This window comes from Lonsdalea britannica, from assembly GCF_002111595.1.
GTDB lineage: Bacteria > Pseudomonadota > Gammaproteobacteria > Enterobacterales > Enterobacteriaceae > Lonsdalea > Lonsdalea britannica.
Genome location: NZ_LUTN01000018.1, coordinates 1 through 15320 on the forward strand (window position 1 = coordinate 1; position 15320 = coordinate 15320).

Below are 15320 nucleotides of genomic sequence, written 5' to 3' on the forward strand. Positions count from 1 at the left end.
TGTTAGCGCCAATGATATAAGACAGTAATTCACCATTTGGATTGTCCGCTCCACCCAACATGTTGTTTCCTTGAGGTTCTCACACCAGAAAGGACATCAACATGCTGAGCAGAGAGGACTTTTACATGATAAAGCAAATGCGCAGGCAAGGTGCGTACATCGTCGATATTGCGACTCAGGTGGGGTGCTCTGAGCGCACCGTCAGACGGTATCTTAAATACCCTGAACCACCGGCCAGAAAAACGCGCCACAAAATGGCCAAACTGAAGCCGTTCATGGACTATATCGACACGCGACTGGCAGAGAATGTCTGGAATGGCGAGGTCATCCTCGCTGAAATCAAAGCAATGGGTTACACCGGTGGACGTTCCATGCTGCGCTATTACATCCAGCCCAAACGCAAAATGCGGCCGTCGAAGAAAACAGTCCGCTTTGAAACCCAACCCGGCTACCAGCTTCAGCACGACTGGGGCGAAGTTGAGGTAGAGATCGCAGGGCAGCGATGCAAAGTTAACTTCGCGGTTAACACGCTAGGGTTCTCCCGTCGCTTCCATGTCTTCGCCGCGCCAAAGCAGGATGCTGAACATACCTATGAGTCACTGGTCCGTGCCTTCCGCTACTTCGGTGGCAGTGTTAAAACCGTGCTGGTTGATAACCAGAAAGCCGCGGTGCTGAAAAATAACAACGGGAAAGTGGTGTTCAGCTCCGGGTTCCTGCTGCTGGCCGACCACTATGACTTCCTGCCACGGGCCTGTCGCCCGCGCAGGGCAAGAACCAAAGGCAAAGTAGAGCGGATGGTGAAATATCTCAAGGAGAACTTTTTTGTCCGGTATCGCAGGTTCGACAGCTTCGCCCACGTTAACCAGCAACTGGAGCGTTGGATGGCCGATGTTGCTGACAAACGGGAGCTTCGCCAGTTCAGGCAGACACCGGAACAGCGCTTCGCGCTGGAAAAAGAGCACCTTCAGCCGTTGCCGGGGAGCGACTTCGATACCAGCTACTTCGACATCCGCCATGTGTCATGGGATAGCTATATCGAGGTGGGTGGCAATCGTTACAGTGTTCCCGAAACCCTGTGTGGACAGCCGGTCTCGATACGGATCTCGCTGGATGATGAGCTACGGATCTACAGTAATGATCAGCAGGTGGCGTCACACCGACTCTGTTCAGCATCATCTGGCTGGCAGACAGTACCGGAACATCATGCTCCGCTCTGGCAGCAGGTCAGCATGGTGGAACATCGCCCACTGAGTACCTATGAGGAGTTGCTGTGATGCATGAGCTTGAAGCACTGCTGGGGCGTCTGAAAATGGAGCACCTGAGCTACCACGTTGAAAGCCTGCTGGAGCAGGCGGTCAAAAAAGAGCTGAACTACCGTGAGTTCCTGTGCATGGCGCTACAGCAGGAATGGAACGGCAGACATCAGCGCGGAATGGAATCCCGACTGAAGCAGGCGCGCTTCCCGTGGGTCAAAACGCTGGAGCAGTTCGACTTCAGCTTCCAGCCAGGTATCGATCGCAAGGTCGTCCGGGAGCTTGCCGGGCTGGCGTTCGTGGAGCGCTGCGAGAACGTGATCCTGCTGGGGCCACCCGGTGTGGGGAAAACCCATCTGGCCGTTGCTCTCGGCGTGAAGGCTGCGGATGCAGGTCATCGGGTGCTGTTCATGCCGCTGGACAGACTGGTAGCCACGCTGATGAAAGCGAAGCAGGAGAACCGGCTGGAGCGGCAGCTGCAACAACTGAGTTATGCGCGGGTGCTGATCCTGGACGAAATAGGCTATCTGCCAATGACCAGAGAGGAGGCCAGTCTGTTCTTCCGGCTCCTGAACCGACGATATGAAAAAGCGAGCATCATCCTGACGTCCAACAAAGGCTTCGCAGACTGGGGAGAGATGTTCGGAGATAACGTACTGGCAACTGCGATCCTGGATCGACTGTTGCACCACTCAACCACATTGAATATCAAAGGAGAAAGCTACCGATTGAAAGAAAAGCGCAAAGCGGGTGTGCTGGCTAAAAACGCAATGCCAATCAATGAAGATGAAATGGCAGAAAGCGGTCAGCAAAAATGATCAAATAGCGGGCATTAAAAATGGCGAAAAACGGTCATAAAGCTTGGCGTTGACAACGGGAAATCACAGAGCGCTGGTTGACTGAATATAATAGTGAGCGGCCCCATGAATCCCTGAATAACCTGACACCGGAAGAATACCGGCTGATGGCTGAAAAAACGGAAATCTCAAAAAGTGCGTGGAACTAAAACAGGTGTGCTTACAATTTAAGCCACATATTGATACATCAACACTCCTGTCGTTATTGGTTCGTCCTGAGTGGAAAAGGATTTTCGGCCAATATGCTCCCAGCGTCTGGATGGTGCATAAGCACTACAGCCAGTTACCCAATCGCCACACTTCCACCGCCGATAATAACACCGCCACAGCTAACGGCGTCTCCCGTACGTGCAGCGGGTTTGCCGTCAATAAAGACACTGGATGAACCACCGCTAATGATGCGGTTGTGCCCGTGCGGAGCCAGAGGATCGCCTTGTCGAGCCAATGGAAGACCATCAACCTTAACGGTTGATGAACCCGCTGTGACAGGCGTAGGCGGATGGCTACCGTGGCAGGGGCAGTCCAAATCACTTATCTAATTTTTTTAAAAATTAGAAGGATCAATATCACACTAATCGGAAAACCAATCAACACAACTGAGCGCATTGAATCCATAGCGCCTCTCATATCGGCTAATATCGCAAAATGATATTCAACGGACACTGTTTTATCAGATAAAAAAACCATCCTTTCATTATCCTGAATATACCCAAAAGAAACAAAGGCAATACTAAAAAAATAAAAAAAACAAACTATGAAAATACTAAACCATCGAATAAAAAATTTACTCTTACTTGTTAACATCATAAGTACCCTCAAACAACCCACCGACAGTACCACCGGAATAAGGCGAAATATTACCTATGCCAGAAATAACCTCAGATACTCCGCGCATAATGGCATCTTCACTTATTGGTTGATAATTATCAATATTAGGGTACTGTTTTTTAAACTCACTTGTCATATCAACAACAAGCATGGATTTATCCTTGCTTTTTTATCTAAATACCGCCGCAGTGATACTGGTATTGCAAAATCCTCTTCATAATCAACATTAATCTGAGAGTTAATTGTATACCCCCCACGAAAGACTTTTGTCCCTGCCACTTTAATGCCCTTTGTTGCATGGGTTGTACAGTTCACGCCTGTCACATCATATTGATCTATTGTTCTACCGTTTCGTTTAGTGCTATCCCCCATCTTTACGGTCTCTTTAACTTTGCTTCCTGAATTCCATAACCTTTCAAAGTACATCCTTGCAATAACTGGATCCGCATCTGTAATAATAAAAACCTTGGCTTCTTCTTGGTACAATTCTTCTCGATAGTATTTTCTAGCATCTTCAAATTGCAAAAAATTAAGAATACCATCACCAACAGCGCCAGCAATACCAGACCTTCGACCAAAACGGCCATAGGTAAAAACAGAAGCATTGTTATGCTCGTGAACAGATACAAAAGTGTGTCCTGTCCCCTTAATCTCCGTCCAGATAAAAACACCATTCTCTAATGGATTATGCTCTTTTTTGCATTCCTGAATCGGCTCAACCCACTCACCTTTTGGTGGCGTTAGATAAACAGGCTCATCTTTGAAATAACTTGTTGGTTTAGGCTTAATATTTTCTCGTGGGTTCTGCCACAATCCTAACCCACGGCCATACTGCATAAACTGTTCGTGTTCCACAAAATCGGCTCCATCTGATTTCTTGCTACGGAATTGTGTCACAAATGGATTATTTACTATAGCCTCCGGCTAACGAATCAGCTGTTTAGTCAGATATTCGACAGGGGCTGTCCACTGATGGAAACGGATTTGCTTGAGGCTGCGGAAAATCGTGCTATTAGCTCACTGGTAATGCCTTTAACAAAGAAAGGCGAAGTAGTGAGGGCTGTTCCCTGCGCAACTATCGCCAGCACCCAGGCTGAAAATTGATCTCGATGATGCGTAGAACGGCTGCAAGTATGCGTAATGTGGAACGTGCAGTGGATGAGTTACTGGTGCGTCATATCTACGACAACTTTTGAATTGTTAGAGAAAAAGGCGCCGACGTTACTGTTTTAAAGCGCTTTGTGCAGGAATGTATAGAGCAGGATATCCAACGTTACGGTGCTCAGTATCCTGAATTCTGCGTGTTACCTGTTGAAGAACTGAACATGGGGCTGGAAGAACTGGCGAGCAATCCTGTCTATAAGAAACGCTATCTGCAATTGGTAAACTAATGATCTTCGGTGAAAGACACGTTTCGTGGGAAGAGGCCTATGCCTGTTTTTGCATAACGACAATGGATGTGATTGATACATAGCGCCAGAGATACGCTCGATGTCGAGCATTTTACAGGTAACTCTTGCCCCGATTAGAGTTCCAAAATTAACGATTTAATGTGTTGTATCGATGTTGGTACATTATCTAAATGTTATTTTTTACTGATTTTAAATCAAAGGATTAGTCATTATGTGCGAGTCCGGATTTCGCACCATCAGTATGAAAATCAAGTCACCCCAGGGTGGCTTTTTTTATGTCCGCAATCAGCCTGTCACGTTCATCCCCAGCTGTAATAGCCATCCTCCAGCTCTGCAGTTTTGTCCGTTTGACTTACCTCTGTCGTTTTCGTCTATAAATGTTTAACTGAGGGAGTGAATAAGATGATGAGCAATGCACTTTGATGATGAGTTGACCTTCAGACTATGGTGCTGACCGACGTTGTAGCCCGTAACACTAAGCTGCGCGAGAAAGCCGCTTAGTTTGGGACGTTTTTACTGCCGAGAGGAATGACAGCCATCAGCGACTGCTTGAATCGATCTTTTACGCTGAAACCTGTCAATCAAAACCGTCGATAAAATATTATGAATGATGTGTTGCGGGCAGTCATCGGCTACGACTCTGCTACCGGAGTGTATATCAATGCGTGCGTCACGCAGGTAAGGAGCCTGGCCTGTAGTGCGTGATGCGATGAGGCGGCGTTCACTTCGATAATCGCCATGAACGCTGGCGAATATCACGTGCTTGGCTGATCCACCCTGCTGCCCAAGCCTTATCTCCCCATATCATCTTCTCTGATGATGTGATCTTCCTATCTTCAGCCCTATAAAAACACTCCCGGACAGGCCACCCGTCATTCGACATTATCTCATCGTTTGTTTTTTACACCGTTCTGGTTTTTGTTTTTTACAGAATGGTTATTAGTCCCAAATATTTTATTTATCCAAAATTGCGAACATTTTGTGTGGCTTTATCTAATATCTTGTTCCTTAATGGTATTAAAATCGCTGACAGTCATAAGACGAGGGGTAGGGCCGCACTAAGCAATATTGTCAGCATATAATCGGTTTTCAGTGCGTTATCGAATCTTTGTTATTCTCTTGAATTTAGTGATGGAGATGTTAATGGTGTTGCGGGGGATGCCGTGTTTAATAGAATAATTAAGCCTGCGAACTCAACTGGTATTATTAGATAACAATCATCCTGTAAGGGATCGCGGTATTTGCTGGATGGGCCTCCTTCATTTTTTCATCTCATTCTGATGTTCTTTTTTGATTGATTTAGTCCTCATGCTTAAGTGAGTGATAATCCTCCAGATCCCGCTCAAAGCCGTCTAACGCTACTGTTTACGGCGCATTGTGTTCATTTTTATGGCATGTAACCTCGAGATATTAGTCGCATTGAAATAATAACCATGGTGACCGTAACGATATTAATTAAAGTTTAGAGCGCAATATTGTGGCTTTTTCTTATGTTTGAAAAACTTGGTTTTTTATTGATTTATTCCCTTTTTTGATTCTGAAAATTTTTTTATATCCATGATTTTATAGATGTTTTTATTTTATCAATACAGAATAATATTATTATTGACCACCTGTTACAGGTGTGTGTATCATCGCCTCGTCAGTATTTAGTTCTATACCGTTCAATTAACTCGAAGCTAACTGCTTTTTTACTATTTGGTAATGGATATACCAAGCGGAAGTAATATTGGTTATATCCAGTTACTTAGGTAATATCACCGGTCGATAAACGGAAAATAGTTTATTTTTCTTATCCGAACAGTGTTGTTCTAATTAATCTCGGACGTACCCTGGAAGGAATCGACCATGTGTTTTCTGGCCAGTCAGGGCCTAAACCTGGTATGCGAATATGGGAAAAGGAATTGATGGTGCATCCGTTGCACCAAAGGAACGTATTAATATCAAATATGTACCCGCAACTGGGGGACAGCAGAGCGAAATTGAACTGCCGCTGACCCTGATGGTCGTTGGTAATATGAAGGGTCGTACGGAAGAAACGCCGATTGAGGAGCGTTCCACCGTATCGATCGATAAGAACAATTTTTCTTCCGTCATGAAAGAATCCAAACTGGAACTCAATTTCAGCGTGCCTAATCGCCTGGAAGAAGAGAGCCAGGATGACCTGCCTGTAAAGCTGAACATCGAATCGCTTGCCGATTTCTCCCCCGATCGTATTGCTCAACAAGTACCTGAATTGCAGAAGCTTTTAGATCTCCGTGAAGCGCTGGTTGCGCTGAAGGGACCGCTTGGCAACATCCCAGCATTCCGTAATCGTCTGCAGGATCTGCTGGCCAGCGAAGATGCGCGGGAACAGCTGCTGAAAGAGCTGGATCTGGTGAAACCTGCTGAGTAATACGTTGGATTGACGAGAAGGGAAACAAACATGTCAGTAGTAGAAGAGAAAGTACAGGCGGGCGCAGACAGTGCCGCTCCTTCCTTGCTTGATGAGATCATGGCCCAAGCCCGGCTCACACCTGTCGATGAAGGCTATAGCGTCGCCAAGCAGGGTATCGCCGCACTGATTTCAAACATTCTGGACAGTGGCGATACCAGCGAGCCGGTCAACAAGGCGCTGGTGGATAGCATGATCGTTGAGCTGGACAAAAAGCTCAGCAAGCAGGTCGATGTGATTTTGCACGCTGAGGAAGTTCAGGAACTGGAATCCTCTTGGCGTTCGCTGAAATTGATGGTTGATCGCACTGATTTCCGTGAAAACATCAAGATTCTATTGCTCCATGCCACCAAGCAGGAGCTGCTGGACGACTTTGAGTTCGCGCCTGAAATCACCCAGTCCGGTTTCTATAAGCACGTCTACTCAAGCGGTTACGGCCAGTTCGGCGGACAGCCGATCGGCGCGGTCATCGGTGACTATGCCTTCACGCAAAGCTCTCCGGATATCAAACTGCTGCAATACACGAGCGCAGTGGGCGCAATGGCCCATTCCCCGTTTATTTCATCGGTTGATCCGACGTTCTTTGGCGTGGATAGCTTCACCGAACTGCCGACGATCAAAGACCTCAAATCCGTCTTCGAAGGTCCGGCTTACACCAAGTGGCGCTCTCTGCGCGAATCTGAAGACTCCCGTTATCTGGCTTGACTGCACCGCGTTTCCTGGCGCGCCTGCCGTACGACCCGGTAGAAAACCCGATCAAAGGGTTTAACTACAAAGAAGATATCAGTGTCGACCACGATCACTACCTGTGGGGCAACACGGCCTATCTGATGGGAACGGCGTTGACGGACAGCTTCGCGAAATATCGCTGGTGCCCGAACATCATCGGTCCGCAGAGTGGTGGCGCGATCACCGACCTGCCGGTACACGTTTATGAAGCGATGGGTCAGCTGCAGGCCAAGATCCCGACGGAAGTTCTGATCACCGATCGTCGCGAATACGAAATGGCAGAGGAAGGCTTCATCACTCTGACCATGCGTAAAGACAGTGATAATGCTGCATTTTTCTCTGCCAATTCGGTGCAAAAACCGAAGGTGTTCCCGAACACCAAAGAAGGGAAAGACGCGGAAACAAATTACAAATTGGGCACACAGCTCCCATACATGTTCATTATCAACCGTCTTGCTCACTACATCAAAGTGCTGCAGCGCGAACAGATTGGTTCCTGGAAAGAACGTCAGGATCTGGAACGTGAACTGAACGGCTGGATCAAACAGTACGTTGCCGATCAGGAAAACCCGCCGGCAGACGTTCGTAGCCGTCGCCCGCTGCGTGCCGCTCAGATCAAGGTTCTGGATGTTGAAGGTGAACCGGGTTGGTACCAGGTCGCGATGTCCGTACGTCCTCATTTCAAGTACATGGGGGCGAATTTTGAACTGTCGTTGGTGGGACGTTTGGACAAGGAATAATACCTGATGGCCTCTCTCTCTTCGTGGGATAGAGGGAGTGCCGCCAGCCTGTTCGATCGTATCCGGGGCGAAGAACGTCGCAGTTCTTCGCCTCAGGACGAGCTGGAGTGCCTGGTCGAGTCGGTGAAACGCAAACTCGACCAGGTGCTCAATACGCGTCCGGGAAGTTGTCGCAGTGCGCCTGATCTCGGCGTCATTGATTTTAATGACGCGACGCAGGGCGGAGCAGATATACGTGGTCGGATACGTGAGGCGATACGGCAATGCATTTGCCAGTACGAACCGCGCATTGTTCACGTCGAAGTCAGTTCCAACGACTATCAATCTAGCCCGCTCGAAATGGCGTTTCAGGTGACAGCACACGTACGGTTGGAACAGTTGGAGCAGGTCACTTCCTTCAATATCCATATGGACAGTCACCGACATTATAGAATGACGTAACTATGCTTCTGGAACACTACTTCAGGGATGAAATAGCTTACCTGCGTCTGCAAGGACGCCAGTTTGCCGATGCCCACCCTGAACTTACCCGTTTTCTATCAGAACAAACCACCGATCCGGACGTCGAGAGGCTGCTGGAGGGGTTTGCGTTTCTGACGGGAAGTTTGCGGGCAAAAATTGAGGATGAATTTCCTGAATTGACCCACGGGCTGCTGGGCATGCTTTGGCCGAACTATCTCCGTCCGGTTCCCAGCATGACCATCATGCAGTTCTCAGTGATCCCTGGAGCCATTGCGCGACCAGCCTTAATCAGCCGCGGCTGTATGCTGGATAGCCAGCCGGTCGACGACGTCGTATGCCATTTCCAGACCTGTCATGACGCCTGGGTGTATCCCGCGGATATCCGCGACATCAGCGTACAAAGCGGTAACGACCTCTCCAAAATCAGCCTGGACTTCAATCTGCATGGGCCGATGCTGCTCAACGAATTGCAGTTGGACAAGCTGCGTTTTTATCTGGGAGGCGACAGCTATACCGCCTACGAGCTCTATTTCTGGCTCTCCAGCAAGCTCTCCCACATCGAGCTTGAAATCGATGGGAAACGATTCAGACAAGAAGCCAGTACGTTAAAAACGATCGGCTTCGAACGGGAAGACGCACTGCTGCCTTACCCGAGCAACGTCTACTCCGGCTACCGTATTCTGCAGGAATTTTTCTGCTTCCCGGAAAGCTTCCTGTTCTTCCAGCTTTCCGGCGCCGACTGGCCGAACCAGCCGCTGTCGGTCACTGATTTCAAAATTCACTTCTGCTTTGCCTGCCCGCTGCCTGCGGAACTCAAAATCCGTCCTGACTCTTTCATGCTGAACTGCGTACCGGCGATCAACCTGTTCCAGCATGACAGCGAGCCGATCAACCTCAACGGCCGCCAGACGGAATATCCGCTCAAGGCCAGTTACCGACATGCGGACGCCTACGAGATTTTCTCGGTGGACAAAGTCGAAGGGTGGATCGAAGGACATATGGGGCGCACGCGCGGCGAGCCGCGTCAGTATCAGCCGTTTGAAAGCTTCCAGCATCAGATTGAGCGCGCGAAGGGCCGTCTGGCCCTGTACTACCGCACCCGTGTGCGCGAAGCGGTCAGCGGCGACGGTTTCGAACATGCGCTGTCGTTTGTGCGCGGCGATGAAACCGAAGCGGTCGATATGGATGAATCCATATCGGTCTCGCTGACCTGTACCAACCGCTCCAAAGCATCGCAGCTGCCTGTCGGCGCGGTCTGCAAGACAACCGGCAGCTCGCCGTCGTTCGCGACGTTCAGAAATATTATCCGTCCAACCCGGCCGCTGCGTCCCGCGTTGGACGGCAGCCTGCACTGGACGCTGATCTCCAACCTGTCGCTGAACTATGTCTCGCTGCTGCGCCGCGATGCGCTGGTGCAGATCTTGCGGACGTATGACTTCCCGGCATTGCACGATAAACAGGCGGAGCAGGCGTCTCGTAAGCGTCTGGCCGGGATCGAGTCGATTGAAACCACGCCGATAGACCGGCTGATCCGCGGCATGCCGGTGCGTGGACTGAAGTCGGTGCTGTCCGTGTATCAGTCCGCCTTTGCCAGCGAGGGCGAGCTGTATCTGTTCGGCACCGTACTGGCGCATTTCTTCTCGCTTTACGCCAGTGTCAACGCCTTCCATCTATTGGAAATCATCAACCTTGATAACAAGGAGCGCTACAAATGGCCAGTCCAGATAGGTCAGCACTCCATGATGTGATGTTTCGGGATGATGCGCCGCGCTTCAATTTTTTCCAGCTGGTTGAACTCGTCAACCAGCTGGAGGGCGTGGATCAGGAACGGGGGCTGGACTACCGCCCCGAGCAGGAACGCATACGGTTCAAATCCACCGCGTCCCTGGGGTTCCACAGCAGCGATATACAAGGCATTACGCAGGACGAAACGCAGGGCCATGTACTGGAAGTCGCCTTCATGGGGCTGCATGGCAGCCAGTCGCCGATGCCCGGCTACTATCTGGACGATCTGGCCTGGGAGTATGCGCAGGGTGAACAGAAACTGGGCGCGTTTCTGGATTTCTTCCACCACCGCCTGCTGACGCTGCTGCACCGTATCTGGCGGAAATACCGCTACCACGTCCGTTTTCAGGACGAAGGGGAAGACGGCTTTTCGCGGCTGATGTTCGCGCTGGTGGGGCTGGGCAATGACGCGGTACGCGAAAGCCTGCCTGTCAACCGGGCAAAAATGCTGTCGTACGCGGGGATGCTGGCGAGCCCGAGTCGCTCGCCGGAAGTGGTGGCTGGTCTGGTCGCGCACTGTTTCGATCTGGAGATGGTCGATGTCATCGCCTGGCAGGCGCGCAAAGTGCCGATTCACGCGGATCAGCAAAATCGGTTGGGAATGGCCAACTCCATGATGGGCAATGACTTCGTCATTGGCGACAAGGTTAACGACTGCGCGGGCAAATTTTTGCTGAAAATCAGCAATCTGAGCTTCGCGCAGTTTTTGCAGTTTCTGCCTAACGGCGAGCATTTTCAGCCACTGGTGCGCTTCGTGTCTTTCATCCTGCGCGACCAGTGCGCGTGGGACTTGCGGTTGGGGTTTGGTTTGGGAGAAGCGAAAGGCTTCGCCTGGGGCATGAGCAGAGCGCTCGTTTGGGATGGAGCAGCTTTCTCGGCGAGCCGCCGAGCGAGCCTGATGTGACTATTTGCGTGCAGGAGTAATCGTGAACGAACTCAATCAACAACTTTCTCTGGTTGTGCTGAACAGTGAGCAGCTGGAAGGCAACTCCCAGGTTCAATACCAGTTTCATCAAGGCGGCGGCACGCTGGGCTCCTCGGAGCAGGATAGTTGGAAACTGAAAGATCGGCTGGGCGCGGTGCTGCCTGAACATGCGCGCATTGAAGTCCATGACGGACGCTTCTGCCTGTGCGATCTCAGCGGCCAGACCTTTATCAATGGCGCGACGTCGCCCATTGGACGCTCAAGAAAAGTCTTTTTGGATCAGGGCGACGAACTGACGGTCGGGCCGTTCCGGCTGCGGGTATATCTGGGCAAAGTCAGCGCGGAACCGGAACTGGCGCAGATCATCGGTAATCGCTCGGAGAATGAGCTGGATGACTGGCTCGCTCAGGAAAAGGCCGCCGAAAATACCGAACAGACGTCTTCGCCGTCTCCGGCCAGCGATCCGCTGCTGGCGTTGCAGCAGGAGCAAACCGGCGCAAACGCATTCCTTACTCAGGAGACGCGGGGAACACCCGAATTCTCCACCACGACTCGTGTTTCATCTACTTCTTCTTCAGCCGCTGAGGGCACCATGGACCAGGAATTTCTCGAGCTACCCGCTATTCAAGACCGTTTTGATTCGCTGACCGGTGGCGACAACATCGATCAAAACGCGCTGGCCCCGCTGATGCGAGGCCTCGGTCAGACGTTGAACATCGGCAACAATCAGCATCTCAGCAACTTCCTGGAAGAAATGGGAAAAACGCTGCGCGCCATGATTGAAGGACTGTTGAAGCTGCAGGCCGATCAGGCGGCGCTGTCGGACAAACATCTGCGTCCGATTGAAGATAACCCGCTGCGCCTGAGTCTGGACTACCACGACACGCTGGCGCTGCTGTTCGCCGAGGAGAAAAGCCCGGTGCACCTGTCCGCGCCGGCCGCCGTCGACGAGGTCCTGCGCAACGTGCGTATTCACCACGTCGCCAACCAGCAGGCCATCGCGACCGCGCTGGACAGCATTTTGCAGGCGTTCTCGCCTGACGTTCTGCTCAAACGCTTCGAACATTATCGCCGTTCCGGCGAGCAAAACCCGATGGATGACGGTTGGGCCTGGTCTATGTATCAGCACTACTTCCGCGAACTGACGTCCGAACGCCAGCAGGGATTCCAGAAGCTGTTCCAGCAGGTGTATTCCCAGGCCTACGACCGCGTCGTCCGTGAGCAACAGGAGTTAATCTGATGCTGCGGACATTCTTGCTTTCCGGGGTATTACTGCTGCTTTCAGGCTGTACCACAATGGGCAAGATGGCTGACGTTGCGATGAACCCGGATATTCAGGTGGGGAGCAACGATAGCCAGCCCTCAACCGCCGGGTTCAGCCTGCTTGCCGAGCCGGACGTGAACCCCAACGAGAGTGGGGAAGCGGCGCCGATTGAGTTCCAGATCGTCATGCTGTCGGAGGACTCCAAGCTGCTGGCGACGGACTACGACCAGGTGACGGCCGATCTGGAAAAATCGCTGGGCAAGAATTACATCGACCACCAGGACTACACCCTGCTGCCGGGGCAGTTCAAGTATCTGCCGCCGGTCAAGCTGGATGAAAAGATCCGTTATATCGGCGTCGTTGCTCGCTATGCCGATCCCGACAGCGCCGAATGGCGCAAGGTCATCAAAGTGAAAAATACCGGACGGGCCTATCAGATTCTCGTGCATCTGCGTCTGGATGAAGTCGAACTCCAAAAAGAAGAAGAATAGCTATGTCGAGCCGAAATCGGATTATTTGGCGTGAAGGTTTATTCATCAAACCTCAGCATTTTCAACAGCAGCAAAGGCATACGGATTACACCCTGCATGCTCGCCTGAGCGCGATGGGCGATTTTTTCTATGGCCTACAGTCGCTGACCATCAACGAAGAGTATCTGAACTTCGGGCGTATCGCGCTGGTGTCCGCCACCGGGATTATGCCGGACGGCACCGTCTTTAATATTCCGAGCGATGATGCGTTGCCGCAGCCGCTGGAGATCACCGATGCGTCGGTCGTCAACCAGAAGGTCTATCTGGCGATCCCGCTGTCCGTCAGCGGCGTGAGCGAGGTGAACCACGGCGGTCAACAGGTCGCGACGCGTCTGCATGCGCACCGCCACGACGTGCGCGATCTGCACAGCGAAGGCGGCGATGTGGTGTCGCTGGAAGTGGGGCAGGTCAGCCTGCGCCTGATGCTGGAACGCGACGACCGCAGCGCCTACGCCTCGCTGGCTATCGCCCAGATTCTGGATAAACGTCCGGACGGCGGCCTGGTGCTAGACCCGAACTTCATGCCGTGCAGCATCAGCATCTCCGCGATCCCGACGCTCAAACGCTTTCTCGGCGAGTCCGCCGGGCTGGTGGCCGAGCGCGCCCGCAGTCTGGCGCAGCGCATCGCCGCGCCGGGACAGCAGGGCGTCGCCGACGTCGCCGAATTCATGATGTTGCAGTTGCTCAACCGTGCGCAGCCGCTGCTGTCGCATCTGGCGCGAATGGGCACGCTGCATCCGGAGCGTCTGCATGAAGCGCTGGTACAGGTCTGCGGCGAACTGATGACGTTCACGGACGAATCCCGCCTGCCGCCGGAATTTCCCGCCTATCGCCACGATGACCAGCAGAGCAGCTTTGAGCCGCTGATGATGGCGTTCCGTCAGGCGCTGAGCACCGTGCTGTCGCCGCGCGCCGTTTCGCTACAGCTGCGTAAGCATCAGTACGGCGTGATGATCGCGATGGTCGGCGACAGCGAGCTGATGGCCAGCGCCGACTTCGTCCTGGCGGTACGCGCCAGAATGCCGCAGGAGCAGCTGCGCAAACAGCTGTTGCAGCAGACCAAAGTGGCGTCCAGCGACAAGATCCGCGAACTGATCAGCCTGCAGCTGCCGGGCGTGCCGCTGCTGCCGCTGCCGGTCGCGCCGCGTCAGCTGCCTTACCACGCCGGCTACAGCTATTTCCAGCTGGATCGGCAGAGCGCCGCCTGGCAGATGCTGGTGGGCGACAACACGCTGGCGTTTCATATTGCCGGGGATTTCCCGGATCTGGATATGCAGCTTTGGGCTATTCGTAGCTAATTACCGGGGGAAGAGCTAGATGACGATCGATGTTATCCGCAATGAGCTGCTGGGCGACCTACTGTACGACCACGCCCAACAGCTGGATATGGACTCAGACTATTGGTTTCGGCTACGCGGCCAGAGCATCAACCCCATGATTGACGCCGTGACGCCGCTGCTGGGCATGGTGGAACGCGTGCGACATCTGTCGGCGTACGACCAGGTGCCCGAGCTGTATCAGAAAGTGGTGTCGGAAATTCAGGCTATCGAGCAGGAACTGATCACGCACGGCTATGAAAACGGCGTCATTTTGTCGTTTCGCTACATTCTCTGCACCTATATCGATGAGGCCGTCATGGGCCGCGAGTGGGGCAGCCAGAGCGTATGGTCGGAACATTCCCTGCTGACCCGTTTCCACAACGAAACCTGGGGCGGAGAGAAGGTGTTTGTGCTGCTTGGCAAGCTACAAACCGATCCGGTCCATTATCGGGACATTCTGGAGTTCATCTATCTCTGTCTGTGCCTGGGATTCGAGGGCCGCTACCGCGTAATGACGCAGGGCCGCGACGAATTCGAAGCGATTGTTCGCAAACTGCACAAAATTCTGCATCCGGAACCGACAGAAACGCCGTCCGTATTCCATCTCGATCTGGGCCAGCAGGCGTCCGGCTACCGGATGCGCAGGCAGATTTCGCTCTTCACGCTGTTCCTATGCGTCAGCGGGGTGTTAGCGGCGATCTTCGGTCTTTATCACTATCAACTCAGCAATCAGACCCAGGACGTGCTTCGTCAGCTGGGGGAATTATTACAATAAGATAGGA

14 protein-coding genes and 3 pseudogenes are annotated in these 15320 nt (G+C 52.2%); 14 read left to right on the top strand and 3 right to left on the bottom strand.

Annotated features, from left to right (window positions below; genetic code table 11):
- Positions 1-101 precede the first annotated feature (101 nt).
- From istA to AU509_RS14185, 3 genes and pseudogenes are all read left to right on the top strand, one after another.
- Positions 102-1274, top strand: a complete 1173-nt coding sequence (gene istA, locus AU509_RS14175) for an IS21 family transposase (protein WP_094118650.1) — start codon at positions 102-104, stop codon at positions 1272-1274.
- A complete protein-coding gene (gene istB, locus AU509_RS14180; protein WP_094118651.1) occupies positions 1274-2071 on the top strand; it encodes an IS21-like element helper ATPase IstB in 798 nt (265 codons plus the stop codon). Before istA ends, istB begins: the two co-directional genes overlap by 1 nt.
- Positions 2072-2127: 56 nt before the next feature.
- Positions 2128-2259: pseudogene (locus AU509_RS14185) on the top strand (integrase core domain-containing protein); the annotation flags it as partial.
- Between the two features lie 134 nt (positions 2260-2393).
- On the opposite strand, the gene AU509_RS14190 reads toward AU509_RS14185, so the two are convergent.
- The 3 genes from AU509_RS14190 to AU509_RS14200 all read right to left on the bottom strand — a co-directional run bounded on the left by AU509_RS14190 (position 2394) and on the right by AU509_RS14200 (position 3793).
- Positions 2394-2645 carry a PAAR domain-containing protein gene (locus tag AU509_RS14190; RefSeq protein ID WP_094118653.1) on the bottom strand — a complete coding sequence of 84 codons (252 nt, stop codon included), beginning with the start codon at positions 2643-2645 and terminating at the stop codon, positions 2394-2396.
- Positions 2646-2900: 255 nt separating this feature from the next.
- Positions 2901-3089: a hypothetical protein gene (locus AU509_RS18775; RefSeq protein WP_244201007.1), complete on the bottom strand. Its 189-nt coding sequence runs from the start codon at positions 3087-3089 to the stop codon at positions 2901-2903.
- Complete coding sequence (locus tag AU509_RS14200) at positions 3071-3793, bottom strand: hypothetical protein (RefSeq protein WP_244201008.1); 723 nt, start codon at positions 3791-3793, stop codon at positions 3071-3073. Before AU509_RS14200 ends, AU509_RS18775 begins: the two co-directional genes overlap by 19 nt.
- A 117-nt stretch (positions 3794-3910) precedes the next feature.
- Here AU509_RS14200 and AU509_RS18780 point away from each other — a divergent pair, with 117 nt between their 5' ends.
- From AU509_RS18780 to icmH, 11 genes and pseudogenes are all read left to right on the top strand, one after another.
- Positions 3911-4042 (top strand): hypothetical protein, encoded by a 132-nt coding sequence (locus tag AU509_RS18780; protein WP_254901591.1) that lies wholly within the window; start codon positions 3911-3913, stop codon positions 4040-4042.
- A 137-nt stretch (positions 4043-4179) separates the two neighbouring features.
- Complete coding sequence (locus AU509_RS18785) at positions 4180-4329, top strand: hypothetical protein (RefSeq protein ID WP_244201009.1); 150 nt, start codon at positions 4180-4182, stop codon at positions 4327-4329.
- 1912 nt (positions 4330-6241) lie between these two features.
- Positions 6242-6745, top strand: coding sequence for a type VI secretion system contractile sheath small subunit (tssB, locus tag AU509_RS14210; protein ID WP_085652788.1), 504 nt, complete (start codon positions 6242-6244; stop codon positions 6743-6745).
- Positions 6746-6775: 30 nt separating this feature from the next.
- Positions 6776-8253: pseudogene (gene tssC, locus AU509_RS14215) on the top strand (type VI secretion system contractile sheath large subunit).
- 6 nt (positions 8254-8259) lie between these two features.
- Positions 8260-8694, top strand: coding sequence for a type VI secretion system baseplate subunit TssE (gene tssE, locus AU509_RS14220; protein ID WP_085652790.1), 435 nt, complete (start codon positions 8260-8262; stop codon positions 8692-8694).
- 2 nt (positions 8695-8696) lie between these two features.
- Positions 8697-10463, top strand: a complete 1767-nt coding sequence (gene tssF / locus AU509_RS14225; protein ID WP_094118655.1) for a type VI secretion system baseplate subunit TssF — start codon at positions 8697-8699, stop codon at positions 10461-10463.
- Positions 10427-11424: pseudogene (gene tssG, locus AU509_RS14230) on the top strand (type VI secretion system baseplate subunit TssG). The gene tssF and the pseudogene tssG overlap by 37 nt, the downstream one beginning before the upstream one ends.
- Positions 11425-11426: 2 nt before the next feature.
- Entirely contained in the window at positions 11427-12665 is a 1239-nt protein-coding gene (gene tagH, locus AU509_RS14235; RefSeq protein ID WP_085652792.1) for a type VI secretion system-associated FHA domain protein TagH, read from the top strand.
- A complete protein-coding gene (gene tssJ, locus AU509_RS14240) occupies positions 12665-13180 on the top strand; it encodes a type VI secretion system lipoprotein TssJ (protein WP_026739480.1) in 516 nt (171 codons plus the stop codon). Before tagH ends, tssJ begins: the two co-directional genes overlap by 1 nt.
- A 2-nt stretch (positions 13181-13182) precedes the next feature.
- Positions 13183-14517 (top strand): type VI secretion system baseplate subunit TssK, encoded by a 1335-nt coding sequence (tssK, locus tag AU509_RS14245; RefSeq protein ID WP_085652793.1) that lies wholly within the window; start codon positions 13183-13185, stop codon positions 14515-14517.
- Positions 14518-14536: 19 nt separating this feature from the next.
- Positions 14537-15313: a type IVB secretion system protein IcmH/DotU gene (gene icmH, locus AU509_RS14250; RefSeq protein WP_085652794.1), complete on the top strand. Its 777-nt coding sequence runs from the start codon at positions 14537-14539 to the stop codon at positions 15311-15313.
- Positions 15314-15320 lie beyond the last annotated feature (7 nt).

Excerpts from the sequence above, each read along its gene's own strand:
- icmH (WP_085652794.1), top strand. The coding sequence starts at position 14,537 with ATGACGATCGATGTTATCCGCAATGAGCTGCTGGGCGACCTACTGTAC.
- tssJ (WP_026739480.1), top strand. The coding sequence starts at position 12,665 with ATGCTGCGGACATTCTTGCTTTCCGGGGTATTACTGCTGCTTTCAGGC.
- tssB (WP_085652788.1), top strand. The coding sequence starts at position 6,242 with ATGGGAAAAGGAATTGATGGTGCATCCGTTGCACCAAAGGAACGTATT.
- tssF (WP_094118655.1), top strand. The coding sequence starts at position 8,697 with ATGCTTCTGGAACACTACTTCAGGGATGAAATAGCTTACCTGCGTCTG.
- istB (WP_094118651.1), top strand. The coding sequence starts at position 1,274 with ATGCATGAGCTTGAAGCACTGCTGGGGCGTCTGAAAATGGAGCACCTG.
- AU509_RS18775 (WP_244201007.1), bottom strand. The coding sequence starts at position 3,089 with ATGCTTGTTGTTGATATGACAAGTGAGTTTAAAAAACAGTACCCTAAT.
- istA (WP_094118650.1), top strand. The coding sequence starts at position 102 with ATGCTGAGCAGAGAGGACTTTTACATGATAAAGCAAATGCGCAGGCAA.
- tssE (WP_085652790.1), top strand. The coding sequence starts at position 8,260 with ATGGCCTCTCTCTCTTCGTGGGATAGAGGGAGTGCCGCCAGCCTGTTC.
- AU509_RS18780 (WP_254901591.1), top strand. The coding sequence starts at position 3,911 with ATGGAAACGGATTTGCTTGAGGCTGCGGAAAATCGTGCTATTAGCTCA.
- tssK (WP_085652793.1), top strand. The coding sequence starts at position 13,183 with ATGTCGAGCCGAAATCGGATTATTTGGCGTGAAGGTTTATTCATCAAA.